Source organism: Mycobacterium hackensackense (genome assembly GCF_025822555.1).
GTDB lineage: Bacteria > Actinomycetota > Actinomycetes > Mycobacteriales > Mycobacteriaceae > Mycobacterium > Mycobacterium fluoranthenivorans.
In genome coordinates, this window is record NZ_JACKUC010000031.1 from 484,576 (window position 1) to 507,450 (window position 22,875).

The 22,875-nt window shown below is 65.9% G+C and carries 21 protein-coding genes; 11 read left to right on the forward strand and 10 right to left on the reverse strand.

Annotation, left to right across the window (positions count from 1 at the left end; genetic code table 11):
* Positions 1 to 15: 15 nt before the first annotated feature.
* The 6 genes from H7J86_RS22405 to H7J86_RS22430 form a co-directional block, all read right to left on the reverse strand.
* A complete protein-coding gene (locus tag H7J86_RS22405) occupies positions 16 to 792 on the reverse strand; it encodes a sulfite exporter TauE/SafE family protein (protein ID WP_267293546.1) in 777 nt (258 codons plus the stop codon).
* 41 nt (positions 793 to 833) lie between these two features.
* Positions 834 to 1,196, reverse strand: a complete 363-nt coding sequence (gene trxA, locus H7J86_RS22410; protein WP_187096292.1) for a thioredoxin — start codon at positions 1,194 to 1,196, stop codon at positions 834 to 836.
* Between the two features lie 34 nt (positions 1,197 to 1,230).
* Complete coding sequence (locus H7J86_RS22415; RefSeq protein ID WP_267293548.1) at positions 1,231 to 2,433, reverse strand: NAD(P)/FAD-dependent oxidoreductase; 1,203 nt, start codon at positions 2,431 to 2,433, stop codon at positions 1,231 to 1,233.
* Between the two features lie 24 nt (positions 2,434 to 2,457).
* Positions 2,458 to 3,837, reverse strand: a complete 1,380-nt coding sequence (locus H7J86_RS22420) for an MBL fold metallo-hydrolase (RefSeq protein ID WP_090353322.1) — start codon at positions 3,835 to 3,837, stop codon at positions 2,458 to 2,460.
* Positions 3,838 to 4,047: 210 nt separating this feature from the next.
* Positions 4,048 to 4,233, reverse strand: a complete 186-nt coding sequence (locus H7J86_RS33740) for a DUF8730 family Cys-rich protein (RefSeq protein WP_267293550.1) — start codon at positions 4,231 to 4,233, stop codon at positions 4,048 to 4,050.
* 29 nt (positions 4,234 to 4,262) lie between these two features.
* A complete protein-coding gene (locus H7J86_RS22430; RefSeq protein WP_235683352.1) occupies positions 4,263 to 4,541 on the reverse strand; it encodes a metal-sensitive transcriptional regulator in 279 nt (92 codons plus the stop codon).
* A gap of 218 nt (positions 4,542 to 4,759) precedes the next feature.
* On the opposite strand from H7J86_RS22430, the gene H7J86_RS22435 reads away from it, so the two are divergent.
* The 3 genes from H7J86_RS22435 to H7J86_RS22445 all read left to right on the forward strand — a co-directional run bounded on the left by H7J86_RS22435 (position 4,760) and on the right by H7J86_RS22445 (position 8,437).
* Positions 4,760 to 5,137 carry an MmpS family transport accessory protein gene (locus H7J86_RS22435; protein WP_267293552.1) on the forward strand — a complete coding sequence of 126 codons (378 nt, stop codon included), beginning with the start codon at positions 4,760 to 4,762 and terminating at the stop codon, positions 5,135 to 5,137.
* Entirely contained in the window at positions 5,134 to 8,043 is a 2,910-nt protein-coding gene (locus tag H7J86_RS22440) for an MMPL/RND family transporter (RefSeq protein WP_267293554.1), read from the forward strand. The genes H7J86_RS22435 and H7J86_RS22440 overlap by 4 nt, the downstream gene beginning before the upstream one ends.
* 61 nt (positions 8,044 to 8,104) lie before the next feature.
* Complete coding sequence (locus tag H7J86_RS22445; RefSeq protein WP_187096297.1) at positions 8,105 to 8,437, forward strand: rhodanese-like domain-containing protein; 333 nt, start codon at positions 8,105 to 8,107, stop codon at positions 8,435 to 8,437.
* A 33-nt stretch (positions 8,438 to 8,470) separates the two neighbouring features.
* On the opposite strand, the gene H7J86_RS22450 is transcribed toward H7J86_RS22445, so the two are convergent.
* The gene (locus H7J86_RS22450) at positions 8,471 to 9,091 is read right to left on the reverse strand and encodes a DsbA family oxidoreductase (protein WP_267293556.1); all 621 of its coding nucleotides are present in this window, start codon (positions 9,089 to 9,091) and stop codon (positions 8,471 to 8,473) included.
* A 154-nt stretch (positions 9,092 to 9,245) separates the two neighbouring features.
* Between H7J86_RS22450 and H7J86_RS22455 the strand changes: the two genes are divergently transcribed.
* Positions 9,246 to 9,617, forward strand: coding sequence for a YidH family protein (locus tag H7J86_RS22455; protein WP_187096299.1), 372 nt, complete (start codon positions 9,246 to 9,248; stop codon positions 9,615 to 9,617).
* Entirely contained in the window at positions 9,614 to 9,952 is a 339-nt protein-coding gene (locus H7J86_RS22460; RefSeq protein WP_187096300.1) for a DUF202 domain-containing protein, read from the forward strand. Before H7J86_RS22455 ends, H7J86_RS22460 begins: the two co-directional genes overlap by 4 nt.
* A 57-nt stretch (positions 9,953 to 10,009) precedes the next feature.
* On the opposite strand, the gene H7J86_RS22465 is transcribed toward H7J86_RS22460, so the two are convergent.
* Entirely contained in the window at positions 10,010 to 12,184 is a 2,175-nt protein-coding gene (locus H7J86_RS22465) for a glutamine synthetase III family protein (RefSeq protein WP_090353308.1), read from the reverse strand.
* Positions 12,185 to 12,401: 217 nt separating this feature from the next.
* Between H7J86_RS22465 and H7J86_RS22470 the strand changes: the two genes are divergently transcribed.
* Complete coding sequence (locus H7J86_RS22470; RefSeq protein WP_267293558.1) at positions 12,402 to 13,877, forward strand: HNH endonuclease signature motif containing protein; 1,476 nt, start codon at positions 12,402 to 12,404, stop codon at positions 13,875 to 13,877.
* Between the two features lie 31 nt (positions 13,878 to 13,908).
* On the opposite strand, the gene H7J86_RS22475 is transcribed toward H7J86_RS22470, so the two are convergent.
* Positions 13,909 to 14,838: a LysR family transcriptional regulator gene (locus H7J86_RS22475; RefSeq protein WP_187096302.1), complete on the reverse strand. Its 930-nt coding sequence runs from the start codon at positions 14,836 to 14,838 to the stop codon at positions 13,909 to 13,911.
* 101 nt (positions 14,839 to 14,939) lie between these two features.
* Between H7J86_RS22475 and H7J86_RS22480 the strand changes: the two genes are divergently transcribed.
* The 5 genes from H7J86_RS22480 to H7J86_RS22500 all read left to right on the forward strand — a co-directional run bounded on the left by H7J86_RS22480 (position 14,940) and on the right by H7J86_RS22500 (position 21,226).
* Entirely contained in the window at positions 14,940 to 17,285 is a 2,346-nt protein-coding gene (locus H7J86_RS22480) for an FdhF/YdeP family oxidoreductase (protein WP_267293560.1), read from the forward strand.
* Complete coding sequence (fdhD, locus tag H7J86_RS22485) at positions 17,273 to 18,130, forward strand: formate dehydrogenase accessory sulfurtransferase FdhD (RefSeq protein WP_267293562.1); 858 nt, start codon at positions 17,273 to 17,275, stop codon at positions 18,128 to 18,130. Before H7J86_RS22480 ends, fdhD begins: the two co-directional genes overlap by 13 nt.
* Before the next feature lie 112 nt (positions 18,131 to 18,242).
* Entirely contained in the window at positions 18,243 to 19,553 is a 1,311-nt protein-coding gene (locus tag H7J86_RS22490) for a glycosyltransferase (protein WP_267293564.1), read from the forward strand.
* Complete coding sequence (locus H7J86_RS22495) at positions 19,546 to 19,878, forward strand: hypothetical protein (protein WP_267293566.1); 333 nt, start codon at positions 19,546 to 19,548, stop codon at positions 19,876 to 19,878. The genes H7J86_RS22490 and H7J86_RS22495 overlap by 8 nt, the downstream gene beginning before the upstream one ends.
* Complete coding sequence (locus H7J86_RS22500; RefSeq protein ID WP_267293568.1) at positions 19,871 to 21,226, forward strand: nucleotide disphospho-sugar-binding domain-containing protein; 1,356 nt, start codon at positions 19,871 to 19,873, stop codon at positions 21,224 to 21,226. Before H7J86_RS22495 ends, H7J86_RS22500 begins: the two co-directional genes overlap by 8 nt.
* A gap of 5 nt (positions 21,227 to 21,231) precedes the next feature.
* Here the strand turns inward: H7J86_RS22500 and clpX are convergent, their stop codons facing one another.
* Complete coding sequence (gene clpX / locus H7J86_RS22505) at positions 21,232 to 22,512, reverse strand: ATP-dependent Clp protease ATP-binding subunit ClpX (RefSeq protein WP_090353296.1); 1,281 nt, start codon at positions 22,510 to 22,512, stop codon at positions 21,232 to 21,234.
* Positions 22,513 to 22,875 lie beyond the last annotated feature (363 nt).

A 22,875-nucleotide genomic window follows, 5' to 3' on the forward strand; every position in this document is an offset into this window, starting at 1 on the left:
CCCGGCTGGGAACGGTCACCAGCTGACGATGGCCGTGTCGATGAGAACGTAGGCGGCGACCGCGAACACCAGATAGGCGAACCAGTGCTGCAGTCGGCGGGTGTCGAGTCGCGTACCGAAGTGACCGGCGACCAAGGAGCCGATGATCGCGGTGCCGACGAACGCCGCGGTGATCGCCCAGTCGATATGGGTGCCCGTGATGTGGGAGAGGATCCCTGCCAGCGAGTTCGCCACGATGATCACCAGTGAGGTGCCGATGGCGATGGGCATCTCGACGCCCAGCATCAACACCAGTGCCGGGATGATCAGGAAGCCGCCACCGACGCCGAAGAGGCCGGTGAGCAGGCCGACGAGGAAGCCCGCCGGAATGGATCTCGGTGCGCACCGGCGCCAGTTGATACCGGAATCACCGACGGTGCAGGCGGTACCGGTGCTGCCGTTGTCTTGCAGCATGCGAACGCCCGCCAGCACCATCACGATGGCGAAGCCGACGAGAAGTGCCGACTGCGGCAGATGTCTGCCGATGGCGCTGCCGACGAAGGTGGCCGGGATGCCGGCCACCGCGAAGACTGCCGCCAGCCGCCATTGGACGTGCCCGGCACGGATCTTCGGCAGCGCTCCCACCGCCGAGGCCGTGCCGACCACCAACAGCGACATCGGAATCGCCTGTTCGATGCCCAGGCCCAGCACGTAGACCAAGGCCGGTACCGCCAGGATCGATCCGCCTCCCCCGAGCAACCCCAGCAGCACACCGATAACGGCGCCCAGGGCCAGGGCGAGAGCAATGTTCATCGGGTCTCACACCACCGCGACTGGGCGCGCAGACATTTCGGTCACGGCCTCGCCGCCGCGGCCTTGGCGCGGACATCGGCCATGTCCAGTGCCTTGACTCTGGTGATGAGATCTTCCAGGGCGGCAGCCGGCATCGCGCCGGGTTGCCGGTAGACCAGTATCCCGTCGCGAAACGCCATGATCGTCGGGATCGCCTGGATTTCCAGCGCCGCCGCAAGCTGCTGCTGCGCTTCCGTGTCGACCTTGGCGTGCAGCACATCGGGATGCGACTGCGCCGAGCGATCGAAGACGGGAGCGAATGCGCGACACGGACCGCACCACGACGCCCAGAAGTCGACGAGCACGATCGGGTTCTCGGCGATCGTCGCCTGGAAGTCGGCGGCGGTCAGGTTCTTGATGGTCATATCCATGTCCTTTCGTTGTGTCGCAGTCGAACTGCTAGGCCAGGCCCTTGAGCATGAGATTCCAGTACATGAACGGAAGTCCGTACTTCTTCAGGTACCAATACGCCCGGTGCGGTGTCGTCGGGTTGAGCAGCGGGAACGACGGTTCCAGCTTCAGGTCGTAGTCGAACTCGGCCAGCAGCATCGCGTGCGAGGAGGTGACGATCGGGCACGACGCGTAGCCGTCATACGACGCACGCAATGGCTGGTCCTTCAAGAACGCGTCGATGTTCTCGACCACCACGGGAGCCTGCTTGCGAATGGCGGCGCCGGTCTTGGAGTTCGGCGACGAACCGGCGTCACCCAGGCTGAACACGTTGGGGTACCGCACGTGCTGCATGGTGTGCTTGTCGATGTCGACGTAACCCATGGCGTCGCCGGTGGACAGCGGACTCGTTTTGATCCAGTCCGGTGCGGACTGCCTCGGCACGGCATGCAACACGTCGTAGGGCAGCATGGTGTCGGTGCCGCCGGGGGCGACGCTGGTGACGGCGACCTTGTGTGACGCCGCGTCGACGGATGTCACTTCGGAGTTGGTGTGCAAGGTGATCCCGTAGTCCGCGATCACCTTGTCGAGGCTGTCTGCGATGGCCGGGATCCCGAACGGTCGCGCGCCCGGCATGACCAGGTGGACATCGATGTCCTTGAGTACACCTTGGGACCGCCAGTAGTCCGACGCCAGGTAGGCGATCTTCTGCGGAGCTCCGGCGCACTTGATGGCGCCGGACGGAACGGTGAACACCGCAGTGCCCGACCGCAGGTTGCGGATGAAATCCCAGGTCCTCGGCGCCAGGTCGAACCGGTAGTTCGACGAGACCCCGTCCCGGCCCAAAGTGCCCTCAAGACCTTCCGTGCGGTTCCAGTCGAGCTGGATGCCAGGACAGACCACGAGGACGTCGTATTCATAGCTCGTGCCGTCGGTACAGGTGACGGTGTTGTTGTCGGGATCAAATGCGCTGGCGGCGTTCTTGATCCACGTCGCCCCCTTGGGCATCACCGAGGATTCCTCGCGTTCGGTCGTCGCGGCCTTCGCCTGCCCACCACCGACCAGTGTCCACAACGGCTGGTAGTAGTGCTTGCTCGACGGCTCGATGACCGCGACGTCGGTGTAGCCCTTGCGGAGCATCCGGGCCGCGACGGTGATGCCGGCGGTTCCGCCACCGACGATCAGGATCTGGTGCTTGGCGTTGCTGTTCATGATGATTGTTCTCCTGGTGCGTCGTCAGACGTTCTGGTGGGCTTCGTCCCAGGCGCCGTAACCGCCCAGGATGTCGCTGACGTCGGCGAAGCCGTTCTGCCGCAACAGGCTCGCAGCGACCGAGGACCGGTAGCCGCCGGCGCAGTACACGACCGTCGGTTTGGCGGCATCGAGTTCACCGAGCCGGGCGGGCAGCTGACCGACCGGGATCGGGATCGCGTGCGGGATGGCACCGGCTTCGACCTCGCCCGGGTTGCGGACGTCGACGATCTGCAGGTCCGCCATCCGCGCGGCCCGCTCGTCGAACGCCTTCGCCGTCAACCGCGACGCCATCTGGACGTCGTCCCGGTGGTCGAGCATCGCCTGATAGGGGTCTGCCAGATAGCCGATCACCCGGTCGAACCCGATACGGGCCAGCCGGTTCTTACCTTCGAGTTCCTGTCCGGGCTCGGTGAACAGCACGATATCGACGTCGGACTTCAGCACGGAGCCGGCGAACTCGGCGTAGCGGCCTTCCAGGCCGATGTTGATCGCGTCACGCAGGTGGCCCAGGGCGAACTCTTCGGGATTGCGCCCGTCAACCAGGACGGCACCACCGTCGATCGCGGCGCGGACCTGGCCATAGGTCATCGCCGCCGGCATCTTGGTCTCGTCCAGCAATCCGCGGTCCTTGCGGTTGAGGATCGCGTCGTAGACGAAGTAGCCGGGAGCGGGCGGCTGCCCCTCGGTGACAAGCTTCATGAAGGTGGCCTTGTCGGCGGCCCGCAGCGCGTAGTTGGTCGCCTTCTGGTCGCCGATCGTCGACCACAGATCGGTCGAAAGGTTCTTTCCGCACGCCGAGCCCGCGCCGTGAGCGGGATAGACCCGCGTCGCGTCGGGAAGCGTCATCAGCTTGTCGTGCAGCGAGTCATAGAGCTTGTCGGCCAACTCCTCGCGCGTGAAGCCGATGGAGGCCAACAGGTCTGGGCGGCCGACGTCGCCGATGAACAGGGTGTCGCCGGTCATCACTCCGTACGGAATCTCGTCGGCGGCGTGCTCATAGACCACCACGCTCATCGATTCCGGGGTGTGCCCGGGGGTGTGGCGGAACTCGAGCGTCACCTCGCCGAGGGAGTACCGCTGACCGTCGTCGACACCCATGGACTCGAATTCGGTCTGCGCGACCGAGGAGTAGACGATCTTCGCGCCGGTGGCCTTCGCCAGTTCCAGGTGGCCGGACAGGAAGTCGGCGTGGAAGTGTGTCTCGATGACCAGTTCGATGGTCAGGCCCTGTTCCAACGCGTCGGCCACATACTCGGCCACATCGCGCTGGGGGTCCACAACGACTGCGCGGCCGGTGGTTTCGTCGCCGATCAGGTATGACGCGTGGGAAAGGCAGTCCAGGTAGTACTGCTGCAGGATCATCGCCGTCTTCTTTCTCTTCGATTGGGGGATGCCATTCGGGCTAGGCTTCCATGAAGTGGAACATACCCCCTGGGGTATTTATTTCGTTCCCGAGAAATACCGGAGGGGGTATTGCTCATATAAGAACAATACCCCCTCCGGTATATGGCAACTAGAGGCTTTGGTCACCTGAACCACGACGGCCCGCCATGGGATCGCCGCGGAAGCGCCTCACTTACCCTGCCGAGCCTTGCGCCCGCCGAACCAGCTCCGACGGGTCGGCGCGGCAGCCTCGCCGGACGCATGACCAGCGCACCATTGCGCCGCAGGCACACCGCTGCGCACCGAATCGACATGCATCCCACACCCGGCCCAGGTGGTTTTCCCGCATACGCGGCATTTGACTGCGCGACACATCACAGACGCCCTTCTTCGATGGCCCGAACTCAGGCCAGGCTCAAGAAGAGCTTCTCCAGCTCCTCGATGGTGAGTGCATCCGCTTCCGCGCCAGGCTCATTGGCGGAATCGATGCAATTACGCAGACCGGACGCGATGATCGTGAAGCCGGCCCGGTCCAACGCGCGTGACGCGGCCGCAAGTTGAGTGACGACATCCTTGCAGCTTCGCCCCTGCTCGATCATGGAGATAACCCCGCCGAGTTGCCCCTGCACACGGCGCAGACGGTTGAGTACGGCGGTCATATCCGCCTCGTTCTTTGTGCTCATGCCGCCACCATACCATACCCCCTATGGTATTTCTCGGAGTTCTACGGTAGGCTCCCGGACATCACATATACCCCATGGGGTATTGCCCGGATGGGGTCTCCTCCTCGCGGGCACCGCACCTCAACACATCTGAGATAGGGATACGAGGAATGAAGCTGCCGTCGTTATTCGGTTTTTTACAACGGTTTTGGGTGGTCGCGCTGGTCGCGGTGACCCTCATGGCAGCGGGAGCGGTCGTCGGTCGGTTGCGGACGTTCTTCGACTCGGACCTACCCTTCGTGGCCGGATCGGAGCGGGTGGACGCCATCGTGCCCTTCAACACCAAACGCGTGACCTATGAGGTCGTCGGGCCTGCCACGGCGACCGGCCAGGTGAGCTATCTCGACGCCACGGGCACGACCCGGGAGGCGACCTTCAGCACATTGCCGTGGTCGGTGAGCGTCAGCACCACCGATCCCGGGGTCCTGGCCAACGTGGTGGCCCAGGGCGACAGCGGGTCCCTGGGCTGCCGCATCCTGGTCAATGACAAGGTGGTCGCCGAGCAGCACGCGCAGGGCCGTGACGCCCAGGCCTTCTGTCTGGACAAAGCCGCATGAGCGACAGTTCCACGCGTACGTTCCTTCCCCGGATGATCCGGGTGGGCGCCGTGCCCATCATCCTGGTCTGGGTCGCCGTCACCGCGGCCTTGAATCTGCTTCTCCCGCAGGTCGAATCGGTGAGCAAACACAACGCGGTGTCCATGTCACCGCAGGACGCGCCCTCGGTCATCGCGGCCAAGAAGATGGGAGCGAAATTCCAGGAGTCCAGCTCTGACAGCATCGCGATGGTAGTGCTCGCCGGCGACCAACCGCTGGGCGATAGTGCACACCAGTACTACGACTCGTTGATCGGCAAATTCGAACAGGACACCCGCCACGTCGAGCACGTCCAGAACTTCTGGGGTGATCTGATCACCGCGGCCGGGGTGCAGAGCAGCGACGGCAAGGCGGCCTACGTCCAGCTCAACCTCGCCGGCGATCAGGGCAGCACACTGGGCAACCAATCGGTGGAAGCGGTGCGCGACATCGTCGACCACACCCCTGCACCACCCGGCCTGCACGTCTATGTCACCGGCCCGGCACCATTGACCACGGACTCGTTGGAGACCGGCGACAAGAGCATGGTCAAGATGACCGTGGTCACCATGGCAGTCATCACGGTGATGTTGCTGATGGTCTACCGATCGATCAGCACCGTCCTGCTCATCCTGGCCATCGTCGGCATCGAGATGGGTTCCGCGCGTGGCGCGGTCGCTCTGCTCGGCCACTTCCGCATCATCGACTTCTCCACCTTCTCGGTTCCGTTGTTGACGGCGTTGGCGATCGCCGCGGGAACCGATTACGCGATCTTCCTCATCGGTCGGTACCAGGAGGCGCGCCAGAACGACCAAGAACCGGAATCCGCCTATTACAGCGCCTTTCACGGTGTCGCTCACGTCATCCTGGGCTCCGGGCTGACCATCGCGGGCGCCATGCTCTGCCTGCGGTTGACCCGCCTGGCCTATTTCAAGTCACTGGCGTATCCCTCGGCGATCGCCCTGGTCGTCGTGGTCGCGGCGTCACTCACCGTCGCCCCGGCGATTCTGGTGGTGGCCGGCCGGTTCGGCCTGTTCGACCCGAAACGCAAGATGAAGACCAAGGGCTGGCGGCGAATCGGGACCGCGACGGTCCGCTGGCCGAAACCGATCCTCGCCGTCGCGACCTCGATCGCCATTCTGGGCCTGCTCGCGACGATCGGCTACAAGACCAGCTACAACGATCGCTACTACATCCCCGCCGACGTCCCGGCCAATGTCGGCTACACCGCGGCCGAAAAGCACTTCAGCGCAGCACGACTCAACCCCGACATCATGATGATCGACTCCGATCACGATATGCGCAATCCCACCGACATGATCGTGCTCGACAGAATTGCCAAGGCGTTGTTCCGAGTCCGTGGCATCGCCATGGTGCAGAGCATCACCCGGCCGCTGGGCTCGCCGATCGCGCACAGTTCCATCCCCTACCAGGTCAGCATGCAGTCGGTACCCATCACCCAGAACCTGCAGTTCCTCAAGCAGCGCGTGAATGACATCGACACGATGTCCAACGATTTGGGCACGATGGTCACGTCCATGACGCGGATGTACGACGTGGTGCGCCAGTTCTCCGACGCCACCCACCGCACGGTGGACAGCACACACCGCACCGTCGACGAGGCGACCACGCTCAAGACATCGGTCGACACGATGCGCGACCATCTGGCCGATTTCGATGATGCGGTGCGTCCGGTTCGCAACTACTTCTACTGGGAACCGAACTGTGCCAACATCCCGGCGTGCTTCGGGGTTCGGTCGGCATTCGACGCCATCGACGGCGTCTCCACGCTGAGCGACAACATGGGCAAGCTGCTGACCGATATGCACGACGTGACCGGCGGCATGGACGAGATCGATGCTTTGACACCGCAAATGGTGGCTCAGTTCGCCCCGATCATCGCGACGGCGAGCACCATGCAGCAGACCCTGCAGACCATCCACAGCAGCTTCGCCGGACTCATCGACCAGATGCAGCAGATGACCGACACCGCTACTGCCATGGGCCAGGCCTTCGACGCCTCCAAGAGCGACGACTACTTCTACCTGCCGCCGGAAGTGTTCGCCAACCCCGACTTCCAGAAAGGACTGAAGCTCTTCCTGTCCCCCGACGGCAAGGCAGCCCGCCTCATCATCACCCATGACGTCGATCCGGCCACCGAACAAGGCATCTCGACCGTCGACGACGAACTCGTCGCGGCGCACGAAGCCGTCAAGGGCACCGCCCTGGCCACCGCGGACATCACGCTGACCGGCACCGCGGCGACCTACCGAGACATCCAGTCCGGCGCGAAGTACGACACCATGATCGCCGCGTTCGCGGCGCTGACGCTCATCTTCCTGGTCATGATCATCATCACCAGGGCCATCGTGGCGTCGCTGGTGATCGTCGGCACCATCGTGTTGTCGCTCGGCGCCGCATTCGGCTTGTCCGTACTGATCTGGGAACGCGTGGTGGGCATCGAACTGAACTGGATCGTGCTCGCCTTCGCCGTGATCATCCTGATGGCCGTCGGCAGCGACTACAACCTGCTGCTCGTCTCACGGTTCAAGGAGGAGATCGGCGCCGGCATCAAGACCGGCATCATCCGGTCCATGGGCAGCACCGGCAGCGTCGTGACTGCGGCAGGTCTGGTGTTCGCGTTCACGATGGGCTCGATGGTGTCCGGCGACCTGCTCAACGTGGGCCAGGGCGGCACCACCATCGGCATCGGCCTGCTGCTCGACACCCTGATCGTGCGGTCGCTGATGACACCGTCCATCGCGGCCCTGCTCGGCCCCTGGTTCTGGTGGCCGCTGCGGGTGCGCTCCCGTCCCGCCCGCCGGCCGGCAGGGGACGTCGCGCCGACAACGGATGCTCCATCCAGCCAGGACACCCTGGCCACATGAGGAATTCAGAGACGTTCGACATGACAGTGCGGACAACCGCGACCAAGGAAAGGAAAGCACGATGGACGTACCCGAGGTAGATCCGGTGGGAGCAAGGGCACTCGTCGACGAAGCCGGTGCCGTACTGCTCGACGTCCGCGAGGATGACGAGTGGGCGGCGGGACACGCTCCCGGTGCCGTGCACCTGCGGCTGGGCGACCTGGACGCGAGCTCTTTCGACACGGCCGCGCCGGTCGTCGCGGTGTGCCGGTCCGGCGGCAGATCCGGCGTTGCGGCAACCACACTCGCGGCCGCCGGGGTGCTCGTCTACAACCTGGTCGGTGGCATGCAGACCTGGCAAGCGACCGGGCAGCCCGTGATCCGCGAGGACGGCTCTGACGGCACCGTCATCTGAGGACCGCGTCCGAGCGGAGTAAATCGTTCGGGCTCAGCCGAAGACACTTTCGACGAATGCCTCCGAATCCGTCTTCCAGGCGACGACGAAGTTGCCGACGTCATCGCGGCTGATGGCCAGGCTGGGGCAGAACCAGCTCCCGCCGTCCTCGGTGAGGAAATGGGGCGAGCCGATCACGCCGCGGGCGCGTCCCTCGGCCCAGTCGGCCTCCACGGCCGCGGATGTGGCTTTCCCGTCGAGCGCCTTCAGGCCGAAACGGTCGGCAATCTGCGCGACGATCTCGGAACGTCCGATGTCGAGGCCCTCCTCGAACAACGCGTGGCGCACTGCCAGTCCGACCTCCTCCCCCAGTACGGGATCACCGGTGCGGTCGGCGGCGGCAGTCAGCGCATACGCGGCCATCGACGTCGTCGGGAAGGTCTCGACGGAGAAGCCCGTGAACAGGTCGGGGCGCACCGCCGCGCGCAGTGCCACGATCTCGGCGTCGACGTGGTGCGGGTCGAGCGGCTTGCCGTTGATCAGTTCCAGCGGCCAGGCCCGGATGCGCAGCCGTGGTTCGGTGCGCCCGCTGCGATTGCGCCGGTCGACCAATGTGCGCAGTCCGACATGGGTGAACGGACAAAGGACGTCTGCGAAGACCTCGATGGTGCGCATGTCGGTGAAGGTACCCGGCCGGCCGCCGAACCGCCGACGTCTTGGCCTCAGATGCACCCGCCGCTACGCCACCCGCGGCTAGACTGACCGCCGACCCAGACCGTACGACGTCACAGCAGGCTGGTGCGTCACCAAAGCGAAGGCGGAATGGCCGATGTGGAGGCGCAAGCCACCGTTGCAGACGGTCGGTTCGGACCCGGACTACCGCTTCACGCTGGCGAACGAGCGGACGTTCCTGGCGTGGGTGCGCACCGGGTTGGCCCTGCTTGCCGGCGCGGTGGCATTGGCCAGCCTGGTACACGATTTCGGTCCGCGGGCCATGCGGATCTCGATCACCGCATTTCTGTTGGTTCTCTCGCTGACCGTCACCGTCGGCGCCTACCTCAGATGGGATCGCACGGAGCGCGCCTTGCGTGAAAAACGTTCACTGCCAACCGATCAGCTCCCCAGGATCATGGTCGCAGGGGTGGCCATCGTCATCGCGGGGGCAGCGGCACTGATCTTCCTCGCCGAAACCGGGCGATGACGGACCCCGACCTGCTCGACATCGGGGCGCAGGCCGAGCGCACCGCACTCGCCTGGCAGCGCACCGGCATCGGCGCGATCGCCGTCGGCGCCCTGATGATGCGTGAGCATCTGGTTCGGCACGTCCTCCCGCCATGGCCGGGATTGCTGCTCGTCGCGGTCGCCGCGTTCGGCGTCGTGGTTCTCGTCCCGCAACGGTATCGACGGGTCCTGGGCAATGTCCGGGCCGGACACACACCGTTGTCCCGCATGATGGTGCCCGGGACGACGCTGGTGCTCGTGCTGGTCACGATAGCGATCGGCGTCGAGTTGCTGCGCGGTGGATCCGGCGGATAGACGCCACCGCCGGCACCCCGGAGGTCCGGGATGCCGGCGGTGGCAGAACAGCACGCGTCAGAGGATGTAGAGCATCTCCTGGTAGGTCGGCAGCGGCCAGAGGTCGTCGGCCACCACACCTTCCAGCGTGTCCGCGGCGGCGCGCACCGCGTCCATCAACGGGAGCAGGCTCTGCGCGTGGGCGGCGTGTTCGGCCGCCGACTCGCCACCGTGCTCGCCCATCGCCGTCTTGAGCGCTGCCAGTGCAGCGGTCAGCTCTGCGATCGGGGCCGAAACCGACTGCAGCAGCGTGAGATCGGGCTCGAGGCCGGCGGCCTTGAGCGTCGCGACGTTCGAGGCCAACTCCGTCTGGTACCGGATGGCGGCGGGCAGGACCACCGTCGAGCCGACCTCAAGCGTGAGCTTGGCCTCGACGTTGACGGTCAGCACATACATCTCGTACCGGACCTCGACACGGCTGTGCAGCTCGCGGTCGTTGAAGACGCCGTACTTCTCGAAGACCTCGATGGCTTCCGGCTTGATCAGTTCGGGGATGGCGTCGATCGTGGTCTTGAGGTTCGGCAGGCCACGCTCGGCCGCCTCGATCTGCCAGTTGTCCGAGTACCCGTCACCGTTGAACACCACTGCGCCGTGCTCTGTGATGATCTCGGTGAGCAGCGTCTGCACCGCGGTGTCGAACTCCTCGCCGGCGGCGACCGCGGTTTCCAGCTTCGTGGCCATGTAATCCAGCGAGTCGGCCATGATCGTGTTGAGGATGATCATCGGCACGTTGATGGTCTGGCCCGATCCCGGGGCCCGGAACTCGAAACGGTTGCCGGTGAAGGCGAACGGGCTGGTGCGGTTGCGGTCGCCCGGATCGGTCGGCAGCACCGGGAGGGTGTCGACGCCGATGATCATGCTGCCCTTGCCCTTCGACGATGTCGCCGCGCCCTTGGCGATCTGCTCGAACACGTCGGCCAGCTGATCGCCGAGGAAGATCGAGATGATCGCCGGCGGAGCCTCGTTGGCACCGAGCCGGTGGTCGTTGGTGGCCGAGGCCACCGACACCCGCAGCAGGCCGGAGAACTTGTGCACCGCACGGATCACCGCGGCGCAGAAGACCAGGAACTGTGCATTCTCGTGCGGGGTGTCGCCGGGCACCAGCAAGCTGCCGAACTGCGAGTTGCCGAGCGAGAAGTTCACGTGCTTGCCGGACCCGTTGACGCCGGCGAACGGCTTCTCGTGGAACAGGCACTCCATGCCGTGCTTCTTGGCGATGGTCTTGAACGTCGTCATCAACAGCTGCTGATGGTCGGCGGCGATGTTGGCCCGCTCGAACATCGGAGCGATCTCGAACTGGCCCGGCGCCACCTCGTTGTGCCGGGTCTTGGCCGGGATACCGAGCTTGAACAGCTCACGCTCGGTATCCATCATGAAGCCGAGCACCCGGTCGGGGATGGCCCCGAAGTAGTGGTCGTCGAACTCCTGGCCCTTGGGCGGCTTGGCGCCGAACAGCGTGCGGCCCGCGTTGATCAGGTCCGGACGGGCCAGGAAGAAGTGCCGGTCGACCAGGAAGTACTCCTGCTCTGGGCCACAGAACGACACGATATGGTCGAAATCCTTGTGCCCGAACAACTTCAGGATGCGCTCGGCTTGGGCGCCCATCGCCTGCTGGCTGCGCAGCAACGGCGTCTTGTAGTCCAGGGCCTCGCCGGTCATCGAGACGAAGACCGTCGGGATGCACAGCGTGTTGCCGTTCGGGTTCTCCAGGATGTAGGCCGGGCTGGTGACGTCCCAGCCGGTGTAGCCGCGCGCCTCGAAGGTGCTGCGCAGGCCGCCCGAGGGGAAGCTGGACGCGTCGGGCTCACCCTGGATCAGGGTCTTACCGGCGAACTCGGCCAGGGTCTGGCCGTCGGAAACCGGCTCCAGGAAGCTGTCGTGCTTCTCGGCGGTCAGCCCCGTCATCGGGTAGAAGACGTGCGCGTAGTGGGTGGCGCCCTTGGACAGCGCCCAGTCCTTCATCACCGAGGCGACGGCATCGGCCACCGCGGGATCCAGCTTGGCGCCCTTCTCGATGGTCGCCACCACGGACTTGTACACCGACTTGGGCAGCCGCAACCGCATCTCGGCCAGCGTGAAGACGTTGGAACCGAAGATCTCGCCGGGTTCTTCGGTGGGATCGAAGCTGAAGGCCGGGGGCTCGTAGGCCTCGACGCTGGTGATCGCCTTCAGGCGTGCCGCATTACCGCTCAATGGAGTTCCTATCGCCGCTCGTGCATGACCGACCCACGGTAGGAAGATTCGATGGCGGAATTGTTACGTGCGCGTCAAGGACGCGATTTAGATGTAACAGGTGGGCGGGCACTCTGCGCTCAACGTGCTCGCGCGTCACTCTGATCTACTGCTTCACTTCGGTTTCTTTTGCCACAAACTCGCGGGTTTTGTCGGTGTTCGCACATATGTTCTATATATGCAAAAGGGAGCGGTCGAGGCGGTGGCCGCGTTACATGCCGCCTACCAAGCCTTCGCCGCCAGCGACTTCGAGGCACTCACCCACGTCGAGTTGATGGCGGTCTTGGACGAGTACGAGACACTCACATGCCGGCTTCCCTCCCAGATGCATCGCATGCTGGCGCAATTGCAGGCCGACACCACCCCAGGAGAACTGGGCGCGGCGACGTGGAACTCTGTGTTGCGGATCCGCTGGCGCCTTTCCACCGCCGAGGCCGGCCGCCGGTTGGCAGCGGCCGCCGACCTGGGACCGCGCCGTTCGCTGACGGGTGAAACGCTGCAGCCGGCGTTGGCCGCCGTCGCGGCCGCTCAGGCCGCCGGGCTCATCAACGGCGGCCACGTCGACGTCCTACGGGATGTCATCGATCGCCTGCCGGGATTCGTCGACGCGACCACCCGGGAACAGTTCGAGATGGATTTGGTGCGCATAGCCGCCGGCGTGGGCCCCAAAGAACTCAAAGACACCGCCGAACTGCGCTTATTCCTGCTCGATCAGGACGGACCTCTACCAGACGACGCCGAACGCGAACGCAAGCGTGGGGTCGTGTTCGGCAAGCAGGGCCGCGACGCGATGAGGTCGGTGACGGGCGATTTGACTCCCGAGGCGTCGGTCGTATGGGAGGTGCTGTTCGCCAAATTCGCGGCGCCGGGGATGTGCAACCCCGCGGACGGCGAACCGTGCATCTCCGGCACCCCGACGCAGGCCCAGATCGACAACGACCACCGCACCCTGGCCCAGCGTCAGCACGACGCCATGATCGTCATCGGCCGGATCGCGTTGATGAGCGGTGATCTCGGCCAGCTCAACGGATTACCGGTGTCGGTGATCATCCGGACCACCTTGCAGGATCTGGAATCGCGCGCCGGGATCGGCGTCTCTGGTGGCGGCACAAAGATTCCGGTCAAGGACGTCATCCGGATGGCCTCACATGCCAACCATCACCTGGCCGTCTTCGACAAGGCCACCGGATCGGCCCTCGCCCTGTTCCGTGCCCGCCGGACCGCGTCACGGGCACAACGGATCATGCTCATCGCGCGTGACGGCGGCTGCACCAAACCGGGTTGCACCGTGGGCGCCTACGGCAGCGAAGCGCATCACGCGGTGACCGATTGGGCACACGGCGGCAACACCAACGTGGACGACATGGCGCTGGCGTGTGGGCCCGACAATCGCATGGTGCACCGCGACGGGGGCTACACCACCACCATCAACGGTCGCGGCGAGGTCGAATGGCAGGCGCCGCCGTGGCTCGACAACGGCCAACAGCGGATCAACTATGCGCATCGGCCCGAACTGCTCCTGAGACCCGTCGAGGAGGAACAGCAATCTCCGCGCGGACGGACGGCGGCGCCCACAACGGGCGGCAGCAAGCCAGGGCTCTCCGAGCACGACACCGACCACGCCGACGGCGGCACGGGAACGCGCGGACCCTGAGTCGCGGCCCGCCTGGCCCGCGGGCCGCGACTCAGAGCGATCGCGCCGCGGCGTCGATCCGCGCGCCGAGATCGATTCCCTCGGCCACGGCAACGAGGGCAGCCGCCACAATCGATGCCGGGGCGCGGTCGAGCACCACCAACCCGATCGCCGGACTCGGGCCGTGTTTGACCATCGGCCGCGCGGCGAAGTCCGGCGGCACGCCCAGCTGCGGCAGCCACGCGGTGGAGGCAATCGTGGCCCGCCGCGAGTGCGTCAGGTGCGCGTAGAGCGCATCCACGGAGTCCGCTTCGACCGCGGGCCGGTAACGGATGCCCTCGGCGGCCATGTTGGCATCGAGGATGCGGCGATTGCGCATCGTGGTCGTCAGCACGCACAGCTCAAGATCCGCCGCATCGGCCCAGGTCACCTCCGGTTCGGCCATCAGCCGATGATCGGCGGGGGCCACCAGCACGTACTGCTCCCGGTACATCGGCACCGACCGCGTGCCCGGCGGGGCCTCGTCATCGAGATAGGTGAGCCCGGCGTCGATCTCGAAATCGGCCAACCGCCGCGCGATCTCCCGCGACGACAGCGCCTCGATACGGACCGAAGCGGCCGGGTTGCGGCCCAGGAACTCCGCGGTGATGAACGGGCTGGCCGGCACCGCCGTCGGAATCGCGCCCAACCGCGCGGTGGCCGTCAGCCGCCCGTGCATCCGTTCCAGGTCGGCCAACATCTCATCGCGTTCGGCGATGATGCGCTGGGCCCAGGCCACCACACGCTTGCCCTCCTCGGTGAAGCCCTCGAAGCGACGGCCGCGTTGCACGATGACGATGCCCAGATCGCGTTCCAAGCGGCGGATGGCCACCGACAGCGTCGGCTGGCTGACGTGGCAGCGGGCGGCGGCCCTGCCGAAGTGGCGCTCGGCGGCGAGGGCCAGCAGGTAGTCCAGGTGTTGCAGCAACACATCACTCGCCATCGAAAAGACGATAGACGTTCTCTATCACCGCATGTCAAATACCGAATACCAACCCGCCTTCATTCGGCGCAGCGGCCGTTTTCGGGGATTAGATTGGAGATATGACCCTCGCCAAGGACGGCCGTGACGTCGATGCCACCTATGACGAACGGGATGTCAGGGTGACCGGCGCCGAACACGAGGCCGCCGGGGTCAAGGCCGTGCTGGTCAGCATGCAGCGCGGGCTGGAGCAGATGGGTCCACTGCGTACCGCCGCGGCACTGACCCGGCTGAATCAGCGGCACGGTTTCGACTGCCCGGGCTGTGCCTGGCCCGAGGAGCACGGCGGACGCAAGCTGGCCGAGTTCTGCGAGAACGGCGCCAAGGCCGTCGCCGAGGAGGCCACCAAGCGTCGCGTCACCGCGGAGTTCTTCGCCCGGCATTCGGTGGCCGACCTGTCCGAGAGGCCCGAGTACTGGCTGTCCCAGCAGGGCAGGCTCACCGAGCCGATGGTGCTGCGCCCCGGGGCCACCCATTACGAGCCGATCGACTGGGACAGCGCCTACCGGCTGATCGCCGCGGAGCTCAACGCGCTGGACTCCCCCGACGAGGCGCTGTTCTACACCTCGGGCCGCACCAGTAACGAGGCCGCGTTTCTCTACCAGCTGCTGGTCCGCAGCTTCGGCACCAACAACCTGCCGGATTGTTCGAACATGTGTCACGAATCCTCGGGCACCGCGCTGGTCGACTCGATCGGCATCGGCAAGGGCTCGGTGACCGTCGACGACCTCGAACACGCCGACCTGATCGTCATCGCCGGGCAGAACCCCGGCACCAATCATCCACGCATGCTTTCGGTACTGGAGAAGGCAAAGGCTAACGGCGCCAACATCATCGCCATCAATCCGCTGCCCGAGGCCGGGTTGATGCGCTTCAAGGACCCGCAGAAGATACGCGGGGTCGTCGGGCACGGTATCCCCATCGCCGACGAGTTCGTCCAGATCCGCATCGGCGGGGATATGGCGCTGTTCGCCGGTCTGGGCCGGTTACTGCTCGAAGCCGAGGACCGGGCGCCGGGCACCGTCGTCGACCGCGCGTTCGTCTCCGGTCACTGCGCCGGGTTCGACGAGTACGAACGCCAGACCCGCGAGGTCGACCTGCAGACGGTGCTGTCCGCCACCGGAATCGATGCCGACCAGTTGCACCGCATCGCCGACAGTTTCCGCCGCTCCCAGCGCACGGTCATCTGCTGGGCGATGGGTCTGACCCAGCAGCACCACGCGGTGGCCACCATCGGGGAAGCCACCAATCTGTTGCTGATGCGCGGCATGATCGGCAAACCAGGCGCCGGAGTGTGCCCGGTGCGCGGGCATTCCAACGTCCAGGGCGACCGCACCATGGGCATCTGGGAGCAGATGCCCGAGACGTTCCTGGCCGCACTCGATGCCCGGTTCGGTATCAGCAGTCCGCGTAAACACGGCCTCGACACCGTCGACGGTATCCGGGCCATGCGCGACGGGCACGCCAAAACCTTCATCGGAATGGGCGGCAACTTCGTCTCGGCCACCCCCGATACCGCGGTAACCGAGGCCGCATTACGCAATTGTGCGCTGACGGTGCAGATTTCGACCAAACTGAACCGCAGCCACCTGGTGCACGGCCGCACCGCGCTGATCCTGCCGACGCTGGGCCGCACCGACAAGGACTTCCAACGGGGCGGCAAGCAGCTGGTCTCGGTGGAAGACTCGATGTCGATGGTGCACCTGTCGCGCGGCAACCTGCACCCGCCCAGCGATCAGCTGCGCAGTGAGGTCGCCATCGTCTGCCAACTGGCGCGCGCCCTGCTGGGCCCCGGGCACCCCGTCGAGTGGGAGGCCTTCAACACCGACTACGACCTGATCCGGGACGCCATCGCCGAAGTGGTGCCCGGCTGCACCGACTACAACACCCGGGTGCGGCAACCGGACGGGTTCCAGCTGCCTCACCCACCCCGCGATTCACGCGAATTCCCCACCCACACAGGCAAGGCCAACTTCTCGGTATGTCCGCTGGAATGGGTGCCGGTGCCGCCGGGCCGGCTGGTGCTGCAGACCCTGCGCAGCCACGACCAGTACAACACCACCATCTACGGTCTCGATGACCGCTACCGTGGAGTCAAGGGCGGCCGCCGGGTGGTGTTCGTCAACCCCGCCGACATCGCCGCACTGGGCCTGCGCGACGGCGCCCGGGTGAACCTCATCTCCGAGTTCACCGACGGCGAAGGACGCCTTCAGGAGAGAAGGGCCGAGGACTTCCGCGTGGTCGGCTACTCCACCCCGGTCGGCAACGCCGCCGCCTACTATCCCGAGACCAATCCCCTGGTGCCTCTGGACCACACCGCCGCCAGATCCAATACCCCGGTGTCCAAGGCCGTGGTGATCAGGCTGGAACTCAGGTCAGAACCCGAGTCGAGTCCATGGGCCGAGTAACCACGCGGCGCCGGATCAGCCACCGCAACGCCGACGGGGTGGTGGCCAGGCCGGAGACCCTCGTCGTCGAGGAGCCGTTGGAGATCCGCGTCAACGGTGCGCCCCTGACCGTCACCATGCGCACTCCTGGCTCCGATATCGAACTCGCACAAGGGTTTCTGCTCACCGAGGGCCTCATCTCCGGCCGCGACGATATCGCCACCGTGCGGTACTGCCAGGGCGCTCGCACCACCCCCGAGTCGCTTCGCTCCAGCCCGCCGGAAGAGGACGGCGTGAACACCTACAACGTCCTCGATGTGACCCTGGCCGCCGGCGTACCCGCCCCCGACGTGGACCTGACGCGCAACTTCTACGCCACCTCCTCGTGCGGGGTGTGCGGGAAGGCGTCGCTGGAGGCGGTGCGTCTGGTCAGCCGGCACTCCCCCGGCGACGATCCGACCACCATCGCACCGAAGTTGCTCAGCGCGCTGCCCGCCAAACTGCGGAAGGCCCAGAAGGTGTTCGCCAGCACCGGCGGCCTGCACGGTGCCGCACTGTTCGGTGCCGACGGCACCGAACTGGCGGTCCGCGAGGACATCGGCCGGCATAATGCCGTCGACAAGGTCATCGGCTGGGCGCTGGAGAACCGGCGGATCCCGTTGTCGGGCAATGTCCTTCTGGTCAGCGGACGGGCCTCTTTCGAACTCACACAGAAGGCGGTGATGGCCGGTATCCCCATCCTGGCCGCCGTCTCGGCTCCGTCGTCGTTGGCGGTGGATCTGGCTGCGCAGGCGGGGTTGACCCTGGTGGCGTTCCTGCGCGGCGAATCGATGAACGTGTACACCCGGCCGGACCGCATCCACTAACCCCATCTCACTCGGTGATCTTCGCGCAAGCGGCTCATCTACCTGCAATCTCCACCCTTTCTCCACACAACCTCCAAGCACGCCGCCCCGCCCAACGGCGAACATCGACGGCATGCCAGAGATCCTCATTGCGTCCTGCCCACCCGTCGGTCATATCGGTCCGCTGCTCAACGTCGCCCGCGGACTCGTGGGCCGCGGAGACCGGGTGACCGTGCTGACCTCCGCGCGGCATGCCGACGCGATCCGCGCCGCGGGCGCCCGTCCGCTGCCGCTGCCCGTCGGCGCCGACTTCGACGACACCGCCTTGGACGCCGAACTACCGGGGCGCGCCGAGACGTCCGGGATCGCACGGGTGAACTTCGACGTCAAACATGTCTTCGTGCGCCCGCTGCCCTACCAGGCCGCAGCCCTGTCGGATGCCCTGGCCGGCAATACTTTCGACGTCATCCTGGCCGACGCGTTCTTCCTCGGCATCCTGCCGATCCTGCTGAAGCACCGCCCCGACCGGCCCCCGGTACTGGCCTACGTGACGTCCCCCTTGCTGCTCACCAGTCGCGACACCGCGCCGGGCGGTACCGGAATCTTGCCCGGAACCGGACGGTTGGGCCGTCTGCGCAACCGCGCCCTCAACGTGCTGGCCCAACGCATCCTGCTACGTCCCGCCCACCAGTCGCTCATCGCGATGCTGGATGCTCTCGGCCTGCCCGAACCCCCCGCATTCGTGCTCGATTCCGGCATACTCGCCGACCGTGTGATCGTGCCCACGATCCCCGAGTTCGAGTACCCCCGTAGCGACCTACCCGGACATGTGTGTTTCGTCGGCGCCGTCACGCCCGCTCCCGCCTCCGACTTCACCCCGCCCGCCTGGTGGCACCGCCTCGATCAGGGCCGCCCCGTCGTCCACGTCACCCAGGGCACCGTCGACAATGCCGATCTGTCCCGGCTCATCGAACCCACCATCGCCGCACTCGCCGACGAGAACGTCACCCTGGTGGTGAGCACCGGTGGACGACCGGTGGACCAGATCCGTACCCCACTGCCCGCCAATACCGTTGCCACCGAATTCGTTCCGCATGACATGCTGCTCCCCAGGGTCGACGTGATGGTCACCAACGGCGGCTACGGCGCCGTGCAGCGAGCCCTGATGGCCGGTGTTCCGCTGGTTGTGGCCGGCAACACCGAGGACAAGCCGGAAGTCGCGGCGCGGGTCGAATGGTTCGGCGCGGGCGTGAATCTCCGCTCCGGGACGCCCTCACCGACGTCGATCCACCGCGCGGTCCGCGAGGTGCTCTCCCAGCACGCCTACCGTCGGACAGCCGCGGAACTGCAGCAGGCGTATGCCCGCCGCGACGGCGTCGCGGCGATCGCCGATGTCATCGACGCCGTGATCGCCGAGTGGCAGGTGGTCAGCCGTCATGCCTGAACATCTGTTGTTCGCGGTCCTCGCGATCGCCGCCCTGGCCTGGTACCTGACATACGCGGCACGCGAGCAGCACCGCGATCGGGGCACCGAACCCACCTGGTTGTGGCGCCAGGCCTTGCCCGATGGCTGGTCCAACTGGGCTGACCTGCAAAATGTTTCGCCCACTGCGGACTACGAGACCGTGCTGGCCACGGTACGGCGGGCGGCACAGCCGAGCGCCATCGCGGTCCAGTTCGCCACCGTGGCGAGCACACCCGGTGCACCCGAGCACACACGGGTGGTGTTCACCTCTGCCGTACGCGACCTGGCGGGCCGACATGGCTGACATCCTCATCGCCGCCCTGTCCCCCGATGGACATATCGCCCCGATGCTCACGGTGGCCGCCGATCAGGTGAAACGCGGGAACACGGTCACAATGCTGACCGGTGCCACCCATACGGCCGCGGTGCGTGCCGTTGGGGCACGGGCGCACCCACTGCCTGTGCTCGCCGACTTCGACGACAACCCGTTCGACCCCACCCGGCGGCGCTGCACCTCCCCGATCAGGGCACTCAACCAGGCCATCATCCGACTTTTCCTCGAGCCGATGCCCCACCAGGCCGCCGAATTGGCAAAAGTGTTGGGCAACAAGCGCTTCGATGCGATCATTGCCGACTATGGATTCGTCGGGGTGCTGCCGCTGCTACTCGGCGACCCGGCACAACGGCCGCCGGTGCTGTACTACACGCCGACACCGTTGATGTTGTCCAGCCGCGACACCGCCCCCTATGGGCTGGGGCTGCCGCCGCGCCACCCGTGGTGCAACCGGGCACTCACCGTGTTCTCGCAGCGGGTGCTGCTGCGAGAAGCGCACCACACCACCAACACCATGCTGGCATCCCTCGGCAGCCGCGCGCTGCCGACCTTTCTGCTCGACGTCGGGGTGCTCGCCGACCGGCTGATCGTGCCGACCGTGCCCCTCTTCGAATATCCGCGCAGTGACCTACCGGCAAACGTTCGGTTCGTCGGTGCGGTGCATCCCCGTCCGACAGGCGGTTTCACCCCACCACCGTGGTGGTCCGAAATCGATACGCACCGCCCCGTCGTTCACGTCACCCAGGGCGACGATTTCCCCCGCCGCTTCGCTCGCCCCGACGTCGACGACACCGATATGTCCCGTCTCATCGAACCGACCATCGACGCGCTCCGGGATGCCGACGTCACCGTCATCGTCACCACCTGCGGGACTCCGCTGCGATCTCGGGTCCCGACGAACACATTCGTCGCCGACCATATCCCCTACGACGTGCTGCTGCCCAAGATCGACGTGATGGTGACCAACGGCGGCTACGGTGCGGTGCAGCGCGCCGTGGCCGCGGGAGTACCACTGGTGGTCGCGGGCGGTACCGAGGACAAGCCGGAGGTGGCCGCTCGGGTGGCCTGGTCGGGAACGGGGATCAATCTGCGCACCGGTACCCCGTCGGCGACCGCCGTCGCCGCCGCGGTGAACGACGTTCTGCGCGACGACCGCTATCGGCGCCGCGCCCGCGAATTGGAGGTGGCTTTCGCCCAGCGTGACGGAGTGGCCGAAATCGCCGCGCTCATCGACGAAGTCACGGCCCCAAGACGGCGAAATGGCTGCGTTCCGGTGTGGAACGCAGCCATTTCGTCGGATTCGAAGGGTGAAACCTGAGCGGCTCAGGCGCTCTTGTCGCGACGCTCGGCCCGCGGCGGCTTCCGCGGCACGATGGTCGGAAGGACGTTGTCCTGCACGGTCTCCCGGGTAACGACCACCTTGGCGACATCGTCGCGGCTGGGGATGTCGTACATGGCCGGCTGCAGCACCTCTTCCATGATGGCGCGCAACCCACGGGCGCCGGTGCCGCGGTGGATGGCCTGATCGGCGATGGCGTCCAGCGCTTCCGGCGTCATCTCCAGCTCGACACCGTCCATCTCGAACAGCCGGGTGTACTGCTTCACCAGGGCGTTCTTCGGCGTGGACAGGATCTGCACCAGCGATTCCTTGTCCAGGTTAGTCACCGAGGCGACCACCGGCAGACGGCCGATGAACTCCGGGATCAGACCGAACTTGATCAGATCCTCCGGCATGACCTCGGCGAAGTGGTCCTGGGTGTCGATCTCGGCCTTGGAGTGCACCTCGGCGCCGAAGCCCAGGCCGCGCTTGCCGACCCGGTCGGAGACGATCTTCTCCAGTCCGGCGAACGCTCCTGCGACGATGAACAGCACGTTGGTGGTGTCGATCTGGATGAACTCCTGGTGCGGGTGCTTACGGCCGCCCTGCGGGGGCACCGAGGCCTGCGTGCCTTCCAGGATCTTCAGCAGTGCCTGCTGCACGCCCTCGCCGGACACGTCGCGGGTGATCGACGGGTTCTCGCTCTTGCGGGCGATCTTGTCGACCTCGTCGATGTAGATGATGCCCGTCTCGGCGCGCTTCACGTCGTAGTCGGCCGCCTGGATCAGCTTGAGCAGGATGTTCTCGACATCCTCACCGACGTAGCCGGCCTCGGTCAGCGCGGTGGCGTCGGCGATGGCGAACGGGACGTTGAGCATCTTGGCCAGCGTCTGGGCCAGGTAGGTCTTACCGCAGCCGGTGGGCCCGAGCATCAAGATGTTGGACTTGGCGAGCTCAACCGGTTCGGCCCTGGAGTCCCGGGACTTCTCCTGCGCCTGGATGCGCTTGTAGTGGTTGTAGACCGCGACGGCGAGCGTCTTCTTGGCGGTGTCCTGGCCGATGACGTAGCCCTCGAGGAACTCGCGGATCTCCGCGGGCTTGGGCAGCTCGTCGAGTTTGACGTCGTCGGCGTCGGCCAGCTCCTCCTCGATGATCTCGTTGCACAGGTCGATGCACTCATCGCAGATGTACACGCCGGGACCCGCGATGAGCTTCTTCACCTGCTTTTGGCTCTTTCCACAGAACGAGCACTTCAGCAGGTCACCGCCGTCTCCAATGCGCGCCATCTGGGTGCGTCCTACTTCCTGTTGCCGTCGGTTGTCACACCGCTTGTCACACCGTTCGTTGGGTTACTCCGGGTGTTCACCCGACGCTACCCGTTCGCTGCGTCCCGTTGCGACCGATAGGACCGAATCGCGTGGGTGGTATTTGTTCGCGTGGAGGAGAACATATCCCTCCAGGCGGCTCCGCACCTGTCGGCGCGCGGACCGTGTCCCTGGCGTGTCGCCGGTGTAATGGAAACGCAGTCATCGCAGGTGTCATTGCCGCTCTCCACGATACCGTGCGCGTCCACCGGCACATGCGGATATTCACCCCGCCGGCGACGGCCCGAGCCTCATGTGCAGCACCTTTCCCATGCTCCACCGTGG

What these genes read in the sequence shown, in the direction of transcription:
- H7J86_RS22405 (WP_267293546.1), bottom strand. Translation starts at nt 792, where the DNA reads ATGAACATTGCTCTCGCCCTGGCCCTGGGCGCCGTTATCGGTGTGCTG.
- trxA (WP_187096292.1), bottom strand. Translation starts at nt 1,196, where the DNA reads ATGACCATCAAGAACCTGACCGCCGCCGACTTCCAGGCGACGATCGCC.
- H7J86_RS22415 (WP_267293548.1), bottom strand. Translation starts at nt 2,433, where the DNA reads ATGAACAGCAACGCCAAGCACCAGATCCTGATCGTCGGTGGCGGAACC.
- H7J86_RS22420 (WP_090353322.1), bottom strand. Translation starts at nt 3,837, where the DNA reads ATGATCCTGCAGCAGTACTACCTGGACTGCCTTTCCCACGCGTCATAC.
- H7J86_RS33740 (WP_267293550.1), bottom strand. Translation starts at nt 4,233, where the DNA reads ATGTGTCGCGCAGTCAAATGCCGCGTATGCGGGAAAACCACCTGGGCC.
- H7J86_RS22430 (WP_235683352.1), bottom strand. Translation starts at nt 4,541, where the DNA reads ATGAGCACAAAGAACGAGGCGGATATGACCGCCGTACTCAACCGTCTG.
- H7J86_RS22435 (WP_267293552.1), top strand. Translation starts at nt 4,760, where the DNA reads ATGGCAGCGGGAGCGGTCGTCGGTCGGTTGCGGACGTTCTTCGACTCG.
- H7J86_RS22440 (WP_267293554.1), top strand. Translation starts at nt 5,134, where the DNA reads ATGAGCGACAGTTCCACGCGTACGTTCCTTCCCCGGATGATCCGGGTG.
- H7J86_RS22445 (WP_187096297.1), top strand. Translation starts at nt 8,105, where the DNA reads ATGGACGTACCCGAGGTAGATCCGGTGGGAGCAAGGGCACTCGTCGAC.
- H7J86_RS22450 (WP_267293556.1), bottom strand. Translation starts at nt 9,091, where the DNA reads ATGCGCACCATCGAGGTCTTCGCAGACGTCCTTTGTCCGTTCACCCAT.
- H7J86_RS22455 (WP_187096299.1), top strand. Translation starts at nt 9,246, where the DNA reads ATGTGGAGGCGCAAGCCACCGTTGCAGACGGTCGGTTCGGACCCGGAC.
- H7J86_RS22460 (WP_187096300.1), top strand. Translation starts at nt 9,614, where the DNA reads ATGACGGACCCCGACCTGCTCGACATCGGGGCGCAGGCCGAGCGCACC.
- H7J86_RS22470 (WP_267293558.1), top strand. Translation starts at nt 12,402, where the DNA reads ATGCAAAAGGGAGCGGTCGAGGCGGTGGCCGCGTTACATGCCGCCTAC.
- H7J86_RS22475 (WP_187096302.1), bottom strand. Translation starts at nt 14,838, where the DNA reads ATGGCGAGTGATGTGTTGCTGCAACACCTGGACTACCTGCTGGCCCTC.
- H7J86_RS22480 (WP_267293560.1), top strand. Translation starts at nt 14,940, where the DNA reads ATGACCCTCGCCAAGGACGGCCGTGACGTCGATGCCACCTATGACGAA.
- fdhD (WP_267293562.1), top strand. Translation starts at nt 17,273, where the DNA reads ATGGGCCGAGTAACCACGCGGCGCCGGATCAGCCACCGCAACGCCGAC.
- H7J86_RS22490 (WP_267293564.1), top strand. Translation starts at nt 18,243, where the DNA reads ATGCCAGAGATCCTCATTGCGTCCTGCCCACCCGTCGGTCATATCGGT.
- H7J86_RS22495 (WP_267293566.1), top strand. Translation starts at nt 19,546, where the DNA reads ATGCCTGAACATCTGTTGTTCGCGGTCCTCGCGATCGCCGCCCTGGCC.
- H7J86_RS22500 (WP_267293568.1), top strand. Translation starts at nt 19,871, where the DNA reads ATGGCTGACATCCTCATCGCCGCCCTGTCCCCCGATGGACATATCGCC.
- clpX (WP_090353296.1), bottom strand. Translation starts at nt 22,512, where the DNA reads ATGGCGCGCATTGGAGACGGCGGTGACCTGCTGAAGTGCTCGTTCTGT.